The sequence below is a fragment of the Bradyrhizobium sp. 137 genome (genome assembly GCF_023074095.1).
Taxonomy (GTDB): Bacteria; Pseudomonadota; Alphaproteobacteria; order Rhizobiales; family Xanthobacteraceae; genus Bradyrhizobium.
The window spans coordinates 109,491-121,453 of sequence record NZ_JADPKU010000042.1; the positions used below are offsets into that span (position 1 = coordinate 109,491).

The 11,963-nt window shown below is 62.2% G+C and carries 10 protein-coding genes and 1 pseudogene; 9 read left to right on the plus strand and 2 right to left on the minus strand.

What is annotated here, in order from left to right; genetic code table 11:
• Positions 1 to 248 precede the first annotated feature (248 nt).
• The 8 genes from lepB (at position 249) to IVA78_RS08355 (ending at position 8,719) form a co-directional block, all read left to right on the plus strand.
• Positions 249 to 1,013, plus strand: coding sequence for a signal peptidase I (gene lepB / locus IVA78_RS08320; RefSeq protein WP_247277041.1), 765 nt, complete (start codon positions 249 to 251; stop codon positions 1,011 to 1,013).
• The gene (rnc, locus tag IVA78_RS08325) at positions 1,010 to 1,846 is read left to right on the plus strand and encodes a ribonuclease III (RefSeq protein ID WP_247420676.1); all 837 of its coding nucleotides are present in this window, start codon (positions 1,010 to 1,012) and stop codon (positions 1,844 to 1,846) included. Before lepB ends, rnc begins: the two co-directional genes overlap by 4 nt.
• Positions 1,836 to 2,762, plus strand: a complete 927-nt coding sequence (era, locus tag IVA78_RS08330) for a GTPase Era (RefSeq protein ID WP_247277043.1) — start codon at positions 1,836 to 1,838, stop codon at positions 2,760 to 2,762. Before rnc ends, era begins: the two co-directional genes overlap by 11 nt.
• Before the next feature lie 21 nt (positions 2,763 to 2,783).
• Positions 2,784 to 3,164 (plus strand): hypothetical protein, encoded by a 381-nt coding sequence (locus tag IVA78_RS08335; protein WP_247277044.1) that lies wholly within the window; start codon positions 2,784 to 2,786, stop codon positions 3,162 to 3,164.
• A 40-nt stretch (positions 3,165 to 3,204) separates the two neighbouring features.
• Complete coding sequence (gene recO, locus IVA78_RS08340) at positions 3,205 to 3,957, plus strand: DNA repair protein RecO (protein ID WP_247277045.1); 753 nt, start codon at positions 3,205 to 3,207, stop codon at positions 3,955 to 3,957.
• 100 nt (positions 3,958 to 4,057) lie between these two features.
• On the plus strand, positions 4,058 to 4,345 hold the full coding sequence (locus IVA78_RS08345; RefSeq protein ID WP_247277046.1) for a hypothetical protein: 288 nt from the start codon (positions 4,058 to 4,060) through the stop codon (positions 4,343 to 4,345).
• Positions 4,346 to 4,405: 60 nt separating this feature from the next.
• On the plus strand, positions 4,406 to 6,664 hold the full coding sequence (gene parC, locus IVA78_RS08350; RefSeq protein WP_247277047.1) for a DNA topoisomerase IV subunit A: 2,259 nt from the start codon (positions 4,406 to 4,408) through the stop codon (positions 6,662 to 6,664).
• Between the two features lie 1,278 nt (positions 6,665 to 7,942).
• A complete protein-coding gene (locus IVA78_RS08355; RefSeq protein WP_247420680.1) occupies positions 7,943 to 8,719 on the plus strand; it encodes a DUF4239 domain-containing protein in 777 nt (258 codons plus the stop codon).
• 36 nt (positions 8,720 to 8,755) lie between these two features.
• Here IVA78_RS08355 and IVA78_RS08360 read toward each other — a convergent pair.
• Positions 8,756 to 8,863: pseudogene (locus IVA78_RS08360) on the minus strand (IS110 family transposase); the annotation flags it as partial.
• 457 nt (positions 8,864 to 9,320) lie between these two features.
• On the opposite strand from IVA78_RS08360, the gene IVA78_RS08365 reads away from it, so the two are divergent.
• The gene (locus IVA78_RS08365; RefSeq protein ID WP_247464994.1) at positions 9,321 to 11,183 is read left to right on the plus strand and encodes a response regulator transcription factor; all 1,863 of its coding nucleotides are present in this window, start codon (positions 9,321 to 9,323) and stop codon (positions 11,181 to 11,183) included.
• 271 nt (positions 11,184 to 11,454) lie between these two features.
• Here the strand turns inward: IVA78_RS08365 and IVA78_RS08370 are convergent, their stop codons facing one another.
• Positions 11,455 to 11,892 carry a nuclear transport factor 2 family protein gene (locus IVA78_RS08370; RefSeq protein WP_247277050.1) on the minus strand — a complete coding sequence of 146 codons (438 nt, stop codon included), beginning with the start codon at positions 11,890 to 11,892 and terminating at the stop codon, positions 11,455 to 11,457.
• Between the last annotated feature and the right edge of the window lie 71 nt (positions 11,893 to 11,963).

The following is an 11,963-nucleotide window of genomic DNA, read 5'->3' on the forward strand; positions in this document are numbered from 1 at the left end:
CCGGATCCTGTAATCTCATAATTCATTTGAAATACCAATATCTTATGCAGTTTTGATGCGATCCTTGATTGCGCGGTCTCCGACAACCGTCTAAAAGTCCGTCGACGCAAATCAGGCTGGGTGAATTCGGCTTTACGCCGGAATTGGCCCTCACTATCAGAATCAGGACAATCTCCTTGGGCCGCGAGCCGATCGGCTGTTCGCGGGAGGAGGGCGCTCTGTGACCGCCGGCCGGAATTGAGAGAGCAATGAGCGTGACTTCGGGAACGAAAACTGAGAGCGGTGTCGGCGAAACGATTCGGGTCGTGATCCATGCTCTGCTGATCGCGCTGGTGATCCGCACGTTCCTGTTCCAGCCGTTCAACATCCCGTCCGGTTCGATGAAGGCCACGCTGCTGGTCGGCGACTATCTGTTCGTCTCGAAATATTCCTACGGCTATAGTCACTATTCGATCCCGTTTTCGCCGCCGCTGTTCTCGGGGCGGGTCTGGGGCTCTGACCCCGACCGCGGCGACATCGTCGTGTTTCGGCTGCCCAAGGACGATTCCACCGACTACATCAAGCGCGTGATCGGTCTTCCCGGCGACCGCATCCAGATGCGGGACGGTCTGCTCTACATCAACGATACCCCGGTCGAGCGGCAGCGCATGAGCGAGTTCGTCGGCGAGGATCCGTGCGGCTCCGAAGGCGGGGGCATCTCCCGGGTGAAGCGCTGGAAGGAGACGCTACCGAACGGCGTGTCCTACGAGACGCTGGACTGCGCCGACAACGGCTACATGGACAACACCAACGTCTACACGGTGCCGCCCGGTCACTTCTTCATGATGGGCGACAACCGCGACAACTCGACCGACAGCCGCTTCCTCGGCCAGGTCGGTTATGTACCGCAGGAGAACTTGATCGGCCGCGCGCAGATGATCTTCTTCTCCATCGCCGAAGGCGAGCATGCCTGGATGTTCTGGCGCTGGCCTTGGGCGGTGCGCTGGAATCGTTTCTTCAATATCGTCCGATGAAAGACGAAGCCAAGGACATCGCGACCCCACTGACGGAGGCGCAAGCCGGCCCCGAGGGCGAAGCTGCGACCAAACCGCTTGCGAGCAAGGCGCCCGCGAAGAAGAAGCGGACGCGAAGCAGCAAGGCCAAGGGCGCGGACGCGAACGCGGCGCTCGAGGCGCGCATCGGCCACAGCTTCACTGACCCGAACCTCTTGATGCAGGCGATCACGCATGTCTCGGCACTGAAGTCCGGGCGCAAGCGCGGCGACAGCTATCAGCGGCTGGAATTTCTCGGCGACCACGTGCTCGGGCTGGTCGTCTCCGACATGCTCTATCACACCTTTCCGAACGCCGACGAAGGCGAGCTGTCCAAGCGGCTTGCCGAGCTCGTGCGCAAGGAGAGCTGCGCCGACGTCGCAAAATCGCTCGGTCTGCTCGACGACATCAAGCTCGGCTCGGTCGGCCCCAGCGCCGACGCCCGCCTGCGCAAGAGCGTGCTCGGGGACATCTGCGAGGCCGTGATCGGCGCCGTTTTCCTCGACGGCGGGTACGCGGCGGCGGCCGAATTCGTCAGGCGCAACTGGACCGAGCGCATGCACAAGCCGCGCCGTCCCTTGCGCGACCCCAAGACCGTGCTCCAGGAATGGGCGCAGGGGAAAGGCTTGCCGACCCCGGTCTACCGCGAGGTCGAGCGCACCGGCCCGCATCACGATCCGCAATTCCGCGTCGCCGTCGACCTGCCGGGATTGGCCCCGGCCGAAGGCATCGGCGGCAGCAAGCGTGCGGCAGAGAAGGTGGCGGCTTCAGTGATGATCGAACGCGAAGGCGTTGGCGGCGGCAATGACGGCTGAAGCAAGCGGCGAGGCGCCCACTGCTACGCGCTGCGGCTTCGTTGCGCTGATCGGCGCGCCGAATGTCGGCAAGTCCACGCTGACGAACGCGCTGGTCGGCGCCAAGGTCACGATCGTTTCGCGCAAGGTGCAGACCACGCGCGCGCTGATCCGCGGCATCGTGATCGAGAACAACGCGCAGATCATCCTGGTCGACACGCCCGGCATCTTCTCGCCGAAGCGCCGGCTCGACCGTGCCATGGTCTCGACCGCCTGGAGCGGGGCTCACGACGCCGATCTCGTCTGCGTGCTGCTCGATGCCAAGACCGGGATCGACGAGGAGGCCGAGGCGATCCTCGCCAAGGCGGCCAGCGTCAATCACGAGAAGATCCTGGTGATCAACAAGGTCGACCTGGTCCAGCGCGAGAAGCTGCTGGCGTTGGCCCAAGCCGCCAACGAGCGCATGAAATTCGCGAAGACCTTCATGATTGCGGCGATCTCGGGCGACGGCGTCGACGACATCCGCACGACGCTGGCCGAGATGGTGCCTCCTGGTCCATTCCTCTATCCCGAGGACCAGATGTCGGACGCGCCGATGCGGCAGCTGGCTGCCGAAATCACGCGCGAAAAAATCTATCAGAAGTTGCACCAGGAATTGCCCTACCAGTCCACGGTCGAGACCGACAAGTGGGAGGAGCGCAAGGACAAGTCAGTCCGCATCGAGCAGACGATCTTCGTCGAGCGCGAAAGCCAGCGCAAGATCGTGCTCGGCAAGGGCGGCGCCACCATCAAGTCGATCGGCGCCGACTCGCGCAAAGAACTGATGCAGATCCTGGATGTGCCGGTGCATCTGTTCCTGTTCGTCAAGGTGCGCGAGAACTGGGGCGACGATCCGGATCGCTATCGCGAGATGGGCCTGGACTTCCCCAAGGAATAACCAAGAAAAGATCGGTATCCGATGAGCGTGCCCAGCAACGTCCGGCGCTTCGAAGCGCTGCTCTATGCATCGTTGATGCTGGATGCCCTGTCGGTCGCGGTGCAGGACCGCACGCCCAACGCCGAGATGGCCGAGCAAATGATCATGACCGCCACCCTGCTCGCCGGCGGCATGATCCTGCTTCTCGTCTATTTCGTCTGGCTCGCCGCGCATGGACGCAAGAACTGGCCGCGCTGGGTGCTTGCGGCAGCCCTCGTGCTGTCGGTGATCTCGCTCGGCCAGATCATCGGCGAGAAGGGCATGGAGCTCGACAGTGCCATCGAGATCGTCTCCTGCGTGCTGACGACGATGGGCCTGTATTTCTCCTTCACGGGCGATGCGCAGAGCTGGTTCAACGCCTAGCGTCTCGCGCGACGCCGCAGGGTGGGCTACACTTCCTGCCATGGAATGGACCGACGAAGGCATCGTGCTGGGGGTGCGGCGGCATGGCGAGAGCAGCGCCATCGTCGAGTTGCTGACGCGCGCGCACGGCCGGCATCTTGGTCTCGTCCGCGGCGGTGCCGGCTCGCGGATGCGGCCGCTTTTGCAGCCGGGGAACAGCGTCAGTGCGGTGTGGCGGGCGCGGCTCGACGAGCATCTCGGGACCTATGCGATCGAGGGATTGAAGCTGCGCGCGGCGACGCTGCTGGCATCATCCCACGGCGTCTACGGCGTTACCCATCTCGCTTCGATCGCGCGGCTGCTGCCCGAGCGCGATCCGCATGAGGCGATCTTTGCTCTGCTCGAACATTCGCTCGACGATTTCGACGATATCGGCGGCGCCGCCGTGCATGTCATCCATTTCGAGCTGGCGATGCTCGCCGAACTCGGCTTTGGGCTCGCGCTGGAGAATTGCGCGGTGACCGGGGAGACCACGGACCTGATCTATGTCTCGCCCAAATCCGGCGGCGCGGTGTCGCGCGGCGCGGGCGAGCCGTGGCGCGATCGGCTGTTGCGGCTGCCGTCATTCCTGCGCCAGGGCGAGGTGCACACCGACCTTACCGAGCAGGATCTCCAGGACGGCTTTCGGCTCACCGGCTTGTTCCTGCTGCGCCACGTGCTGGAGCCGCGCGGGCAGGGCCATTCCGACGCGCGCGCCGGATTCATCAACGCCTTGATGCGGCAGCAGGCAAGGGCGGAGATTCCGGTGCCATGATGAAAAGCGCCTGGGCCTGCCAACCTACTTGAAAGTTCCCCGGGAACCAAATCTCGGCCGGCCGAATTGACCCGCCGGTTCCACAGCGGGGTTAGCCTAAATGTTGATCAAGGGATTCGCCTTATCGGCGGCGCTGCTCGCGTGCGCGCCTGATGCAATGGCCGGCGAGCCGCAACCTGGCGTGTTTCGTCGGGCATCCTGCACCGTCATCCGGTACTATGTGGCCAAATATTCGGCTGCAGCCGCAGAGGCATGGGCGCGGTCCAAGGGCGCGAGCGAGGCTGAGATCGAGACCGCCCGGCATTGCCTGGCGAATGCACCGTCCAGCACGCAGGCTCAGAGTCCGCAAACCACCCAGCCTGTGACGGCCGGCTGGGCGGGGCACTAGCCACCCACAAGGAACCAATCCATCCTTGCCCGATTCGCTTCCACGGTTTAACCGGGCGACATGGGAAAACGAATCGTTCCGCCGGAAGAACCGGCCGAAATTCACGAGGTGCCGCTGCGTGAAGCGCTGGAAGAGCGCTATCTCGCCTATGCGCTCTCCACCATCATGCACCGTGCGCTGCCGGACGCGCGCGACGGCCTGAAGCCGGTGCACCGGCGCATCCTCTACGGCATGCGCCTGCTCCGGCTCGACCCCGGCACGGCCTTCAAGAAATCCGCAAAAATCGTCGGCGACGTGATGGGCTCGTTCCATCCGCATGGCGACCAGGCCATCTATGACGCCATGGTGCGTCTCGCGCAGGACTTCTCCTCGCGCTACCCGCTGGTCGACGGCCAGGGCAATTTCGGCAATATCGACGGTGATAACCCGGCCGCCTACCGTTACACCGAAGCGCGCATGACCGACGTCGCGCGTCTTCTGCTCGATGGCATCGACGAGGACGGGGTCGAGTTCCGCGCCAATTACGACGGCCAGTCGAAGGAGCCGATCGTCCTGCCCGGCGGCTTCCCGAACCTGCTTGCCAACGGCGCGCAAGGAATCGCGGTCGGCATGGCGACCTCGATCCCGCCGCACAACGCCGCCGAGCTGTGCGACGCCGCGCTGCATCTGATCGAGAAGCCCGACGCGAAATCCAAGGCGCTGCTGAAGTGGGTCAAGGGTCCGGATTTCCCGACCGGCGGCATCATCGTCGATTCCAAGCAGGCGATCGCCGAGGCGTACACGACGGGCCGCGGTTCGTTCCGCGTGCGCGCGCGGTGGGAGCAGGAGGAGGGCGCTCGCGGCACCTGGGTGGTCGTTGTCACCGAGATCCCCTGGCTGGTGCAGAAGTCGCGGATGGTGGAGAGGATCGCCGAGCTTTTGGATCAGAAGAAGCTCCCGCTGGTCGGTGATGTCAGGGACGAATCGGCCGAGGACGTCCGTCTCGTCATCGAGCCGAAGTCGAAGAACGTCGATCCCGCGCTGATGATGGAGTCGCTGTTCCGGCTGACCGAGCTTGAAAGCAAGATCCCGCTGAACCTGAACGTACTGATCAAGGGCAAGGTGCCCAAGGTGGTCGGCCTGGCCGAGTGCTTGCGCGAGTGGCTCGACCATCTGCGCGACGTGCTGATCCGCCGCAACAATCACCGCAAGGCGCAGATCGAGCACCGGCTGGAAGTGCTCGGCGGCCTCCTGATCGCCTATCTGAACATCGACAAGGTGATCAAGATCATCCGCACCGAGGATGAGCCGAAGCCCGAGCTGATGAAGGCGTTCAAGCTCACCGAGGTGCAGACTGAAGCCATCCTCAACATGCGGCTGCGCAGTTTGCGCAAGCTCGAGGAGATGGAGATCCGCACCGAGGACAAGAAGCTTCGCGCCGAGCTCAAGGGCATCAATGCGGTGCTCGCCTCGGAAGCCGAGCAATGGAAAAAGGTCGGCGAGCAGGTCGGCAAGGTCCGCGACATGTTCGGGCCGAAGACGCCGCTCGGCAAGCGCCGCACCACCTTTGCCGACGCACCCGAGCACGATCTCGCCGCGATCGAGGAAGCCTTTGTCGAGCGCGAGCCGGTGACGGTCGTGGTCTCTGACAAGGGCTGGATCCGCACCATGAAGGGCCATGTCGAGGATCTCTCCGGCCTTGCCTTCAAGCAGGACGACAAGCTCGGTTTCGCCTTCTTTGCGGAGACGACCTCGAAGCTGCTGCTGTTCGCCACCAACGGCAAGTTCTACTCGCTCGATGTGGCGAAGCTGCCCGGGGGCCGCGGCCACGGCGAACCGATCCGCCTGTTCATCGACCTCGAGCAGGAGGCTGCGCCGGTTGCGCTGTTCGTCAACAAGGGCGGGCGCAAATTCCTGGTCGCGAGCCACGAAGGCCAGGGTTTTGTGGTCAACGAGGACGATTGCGTCGGCACCACCAAGAAGGGCAAGCAGGTCCTCAACGTCGAGATGCCGAACGAGGCGCGCGCGATCACCGAGGTAACAGGCGACACCGTTGCTGTCATCGGCGAGAACCGCAAGATGCTGATTTTCCCGCTTGACCAAGTCCCCGAGATGGCCCGCGGCCGCGGCATGCGCTTGCAGAAATACAAGGACGGCGGCCTCTCCGACGTCGCGGTATTCGATGCCAAGGCGGGGCTGACCTGGAAGGACTCCGCGGGGCGCGAATTCTCGGCAACGATGAAAGAGCTCGCCGAATGGCAAGGTAACCGCGCCGATGCCGGCCGTCTGGCACCGAAGGGGTTTCCGAAGTCGAACAAGTTCGGCCGGGCGATTGGGTAGCACTCTCTTGTCCCGGACGCGCTGCAACGCTTTTCGCGTTGCTGCGCAGAGCCGGGACCCGTGCGGCACGGATCGCTCGGAGACATGGGCGCCCCGGCTCAGCAGCGCACCGCTGAAGGAGCGCTGCGCTGCGTCCGGGGCACCAGAGGGGAGCGCCGTCTCACATGGTCATTGCGAGCGCAGCGAAGCAATCCAGAATCCCGCCGCGGAAAGACTCTGGATTGCTTCGCTGCGCTCGCAATGGAGCAAGTGGCGAGGCCATCGCTCTCCGATTCGCATCTCAAACAGCAGACATACCATCGCGTTCTCGCGGCGCATCTCGCCCGAGCTTTGCTTCACGGCGCGCCCTCGGAAAAGACAAGGGCGCAGGGAAGGCCAGGCGCCGGCGGCACCCGAGTCCGTGTGCGATAGAAATGCACACGGGGTGGACAACAGGTGATGCCGGTCGCCCGGCCTTCCCTGCGCGAATGGTTTTAACGGTGTCCTTCGTGCTCTCCTCGGGGAGCGATGCACTGTTGCCCCCGTCGCCATGCAGATGACTGATGCGCGGGCCCGGTCGGGCCGCTACATCACCACAGGACTTGACGCACAGACCCCGGGCGTCAGGACCACACGACTTCTCCGTCCGCGCACGTCTTCGCTGGGAATCCGAGGGGTGGCGTGTGCTCGCCCCCGAAGCCATGCGAAGACGCTGTCGGCGTCGTGTCGTTCGCGCGAAGGCATTGCTCACGGCTGAAGCCGCCCTGCAATGCCTGTTACGCTCGACGCCGTCGCGTCCATCGCTGCCCAGCCCGCGGTTCGTGACGATCGCGATCCGCCCCTTGTCTCGGGCCAGGGTGCTTTTCTATACGACAAATCCGAATTTCGGTAAATATGAATATTTTGCAGAGCGGGTCTTGACAGCCGAGGGTGCGGAAGTGGTCAGCTGTTTTGCCCGACGGGTGATGGCCGACGGGTGCGCCGTGACGAGCTTTTGTTTTGAGGGCTGGTGCTCCTGAACGGCATCTTCTAAGGGGCAAAGCGGAAGTCGCCCCGCTCGAGCATTATCGAGGGCTCCTGACCCCTCCGGACATCGGGATCGAACTGCCGCGGCGCAGCAGTTAACGGCTTCGGCATCCGCCGATTGTCGGTGAAGCCATATTCCTGATCCTAGTCGGTGTCGTCCTTCGGCACCACGCGAATGCCCGCTTGCCTGCAGCACCCGTGCGGTGTGGCCTTCCGGTCAGGGGACTCGGGGCGTATTCTAGAAGGACAGGAGTAGCCAGCTCAGGAGGACCAATGTTGCATTGGGTTGAGTCCCATTCGATTCCCGGCATCATGCTTCTTGTATTCGGCTTCTGTTACGTGTTGGCGATTGCGACTTTCGGCGCAGCGGCAATCCTGTCCCGGCGCGCAGTGGTGAGGCAGCTGAAGGCGGCCTCGCCTGTGACGTTGACGCCTCTGGCGGTTATCCTGGCCCTGCTCCTCGCCTTCCTGTCCTCGCGCGTATGGACAAATGTCGATCGGGCCGGGGAATATGTCGGTCAGGAAGCCAGTGCTCTCCGACAGGCCATGCTCCTCGCGGATGCTTTGCCACCGGATGTTCGGAACAATCTGCGCGATAGCCTCAAGCGCCACCTTCATTTCATTGAAACGCAGGATTGGCCAGCGATGGGCAGGGGCGAAGCCACTTTGCAAGCAATCCCGACTGGATTGACTGACGCGATGGCGGCGGTCCTTTCCTTTACGCCCGCACAACCCGCTCAGCAGCTGGCCCAGGAGCGCGCCTTGGTCGCGATCGAACATGCGTTTGAAGTCCGGCGAGATAGAATTCGGCTCAGCCAGCTTCAGATCGCGCCGATCCAGTGGGCAGTCATCATTGTCTTGACGATGCTGATCCTCGTGACGATCGCAATGATACATATCGATAATCGAGCGGCGATGGCGGCGACCTTGTTTATCTTTTCTACGGCAATCGCTGTGTGCCTCGTCCTGCTCATGGTCTATGACCGGCCTTTTGGCTTTGGCGGCGTGTCCATGGCGCCGACAGCGTTTCGACAGGTCGCTGTGGATTGACACCCTATACCCTTGGGGATGGGAGGCGTGACCACTTCTGCGCAGCACGATGGCAGCGCGGTGATCATGACCCACGAGGTGGAACGAATTCTTGCCAATACCGATGCCGATCACTGCGATCGCTGCATTGAGGTTCTGAGACATGGCGTGCTCCTTGCCTTGAGCGCCCCTTGCCACCTTCTCGCAGTGGCGGGGCTGGAGCACAGCCGGACCATCCCATGAGCGGACGGTTTGCTCATCTCGTTCTGCCCACACTGTGATTTCCTATCCGATGGGCTTTCTGCCGGCTACGAGGGCCATCGATCGGCTGCAAGCACGAACATCATCCGATTGCCGTACTAATCTACAGGAACCAAGAGGATTGTTGTGCGTTGCCGGGCTGCTCTTGAGTGTCACTCCGTTCAATCTAGCTCGCCTCTGCTGGGTGACTTAGGACGGAAGGCCGGGCGAGGTAGAGCAGGTGCTTCGTATCCGACTACTGATAGCAGATCGTCGTCCGATCGTTCTGCAGGGTTTTGGGACGCTACTTGCGGCGGAGCGTGACTTCGAGATTGTTGCGTCATGCACTAATGGAGCGGCTTGCCTCGAAGCAGTCCGGAGGTTGACGCCAGATGTCGCCCTTTTGGAGGACGGATTTTCTGACGTGACGGCTTCTGAAATGCTCGCCGCCGTTACTGCGGAAAACCTTCCCACGCGCTTGGTATTCTACACAGCATCGGTTGCGCGAGGCGATATCGCTGACGCCGTCGCGGCGGGCGCCTGCACTGCGATTCCGATGCGCGAGGAGCCCGAAACCTTGTTCCGGTCCCTGAGGCTGGTGGCACCGACCGCCGATCGGGCGGCTATCCGCAAGCCCGGCAAGGGCGCGTGCGGCGAAAATGGACTTGCAGCGTCGACGGACCTGGAGCGCAAGATCCTACGTCTGGTCGCCTGCGGTATGTCGAACAAGGAGATTGCGCGCCAGCTCAACGTCGCCACAGGCACGATCAAGGCGCGAGTTGATCACATGTCTGCGCAGTCTGAGATCAAAAACCGAACCGAGCTCGCAACGTTCGCCCTATCGCGCCTTTACGGCAGGGTCGGCGCGCTTGCAGCTCTGATTTGGGCAGCGCTGGACGACGTTCAGCCCGCGAGCGCGAGCGCAGTTCATCATGCGCTTACCGATAGTGTCACGGTAATGGCCGCAGACGACACCGGCGCTGTCGTGACCATCAAAATCAGCCCCCCAAAAACGACCGCGGCTTCGGGTAAAACGGCCAGAGCCGTGGGTAAAGCCGATCGTGCCGAGAACTCTGGAGCTGACATCCCGACGCGGGGCAGCAAGCTCATCGAGTCCCGCGCCGATATTGCCGCCAGCACGATCACATCGCCGGCACTCAACCCTCCAAGGTCAAGCATCAGTGACTTTGGCGGGTTTATGCTCATGGCGGTCGGAGTTTCGATTTACGAACTCCTTAACAGTCCTGCGCAGGCGTTCACTTTTTGGGATAGCTTTGCGTCGGCTGCCGAAAACGCCACCAGCGAATTGGGCGCCCTTAATATGCCTGGCAGCGCCGATGCGACCCTAAACGAGTTGGAGAACCTAGCCCGGCTTAATCCCGAAGGCCGCCATGAATCATTCGTTTTCGAGGCTGGCCGAAGCGATGCCATCGGCAAAAGCGACGAGCATCAGATCGTCGATGCAGCCGCAAGCGAGCATAGCGTAGGCGCCGGCGGCAACCCTCACGTCGGATCCGGCGCCATCGACGCTCCGATCGATCATAGCGGCTTCGAGCAGGCGGCCGCGACGGACGCGTCGAGGAATGCCGAACACGGCACAATACACGCGACCGCAGCCGACGGATCCAATGATGAACAATCGCAGCGTGATTTGCATGTTTCGGAACAGGGAGCAGCAGCCGGTAAGCCACACGCCGGAGACGGGCCACCGGGAGACGATCCAGATCATGGACAATCGCAGCGTGATTTGCATATTTCGGAACACGGGGCAGCAGCCGATAAGCAGCCCGCCAAGCACGACTCAACCGGACACGATTCTGACTGGGGGCAATCGCATCGCGACTTAGACGCTTCGGAGGAAGGTTCCGCAACTGCCGATCAGCACGCCAAGGACGATGTACAGAGTAGCCATTTCAATTCCGGCCAATCGCAGGCTGACTTGCCCAAGGTGCCCATAAGCGGTTCTAAAACTCTGCATGCGGGGCCGGACCAGAATGCAACGGCAGCTGCGCCCCAGTTCGAAGATTCCTTTCATTTCAAGAATGATAGGGCAGAGGTCAGAGTTTCAGAGAATTCTGGGAACGGCCACGGACCGGATGCAGTGGAATATACTCTGCACGATGCCGGAAAAAATGGACTGGCGCTAATTCAGGATGCGGACCTGATTGGCCCTTCGCACGCCGAGCAAAGCGCCCTTGATCACGCAAGCGTTGAGCACCATCTGACGCATCATTTGTTTGTGTAGCTTACTCGGCGCCTCGCTAGCGTCGGTACTGCTGCTTTGAGCGTTGCCGGCGCGTCCGCAGCGTCTGCTTCTAGGCCCTTAGCCGCCACGCAGCCCTGTCGGTTCAAGTCGCGTTCCGGCAGCAGCTTCTAAGGGCGAATCGGAAGTCGTCCCGCTTGGTCATCATCGACGGCTTGCGACCCACCCCGGACATATCTTGCACCGGGACAAGTAGCCCTTCTGAGTGTCCGGTAAGGCCGCCGCCTCACCGGACTGATCAGCTTCGACCGCTTTAGTTGAATGTTTGCAGCCTCAATTTGAGCGATCCATCGGCTTGGCGTTCGAATACGTGCATCGCCAGACCACCCAATGGAGACGGCTTGCCCTCCTTGTCCTTACCCGTGGCACTCCACTTGGCTGTCCCGAACACAACCTTGTCGTCTCCGCCGGCGTCAATCATCTCCAACTTGTGACCCGTCACGCCGTTCGCGAACAGTCCAGCAAAGAAACTCTCGATCTCAGCCGGACCTGACGCCACCTGATGTGTAGGCGGCATCAATTTTGCCGTCGCGACATAGGAAGCGCCGATGGCTTTTGCGTCGTGCTTGTTGAATGCGGCATCCCAAGAGGCGTATGCCTTCTCCACATCCCCCTTGGCATCCGCAGCCAGCGAAATCCCTGGCGCGCCAAGCAGACAAATGACTAGTGCTGATGTTTGAGCCAACTTCATAGGATACTCCTCTGTTGGATAATGCCTTTCCCGATTGATCAGATTATCAGTCCGGTCGTCCGGCGCGGCTG

What these genes read in the sequence shown, in the direction of transcription:
- lepB (WP_247277041.1), top strand. Translation starts at nt 249, where the DNA reads ATGAGCGTGACTTCGGGAACGAAAACTGAGAGCGGTGTCGGCGAAACG.
- rnc (WP_247420676.1), top strand. Translation starts at nt 1,010, where the DNA reads ATGAAAGACGAAGCCAAGGACATCGCGACCCCACTGACGGAGGCGCAA.
- era (WP_247277043.1), top strand. Translation starts at nt 1,836, where the DNA reads ATGACGGCTGAAGCAAGCGGCGAGGCGCCCACTGCTACGCGCTGCGGC.
- IVA78_RS08335 (WP_247277044.1), top strand. Translation starts at nt 2,784, where the DNA reads ATGAGCGTGCCCAGCAACGTCCGGCGCTTCGAAGCGCTGCTCTATGCA.
- recO (WP_247277045.1), top strand. Translation starts at nt 3,205, where the DNA reads ATGGAATGGACCGACGAAGGCATCGTGCTGGGGGTGCGGCGGCATGGC.
- IVA78_RS08345 (WP_247277046.1), top strand. Translation starts at nt 4,058, where the DNA reads ATGTTGATCAAGGGATTCGCCTTATCGGCGGCGCTGCTCGCGTGCGCG.
- parC (WP_247277047.1), top strand. Translation starts at nt 4,406, where the DNA reads ATGGGAAAACGAATCGTTCCGCCGGAAGAACCGGCCGAAATTCACGAG.
- IVA78_RS08355 (WP_247420680.1), top strand. Translation starts at nt 7,943, where the DNA reads ATGTTGCATTGGGTTGAGTCCCATTCGATTCCCGGCATCATGCTTCTT.
- IVA78_RS08370 (WP_247277050.1), bottom strand. Translation starts at nt 11,892, where the DNA reads ATGAAGTTGGCTCAAACATCAGCACTAGTCATTTGTCTGCTTGGCGCG.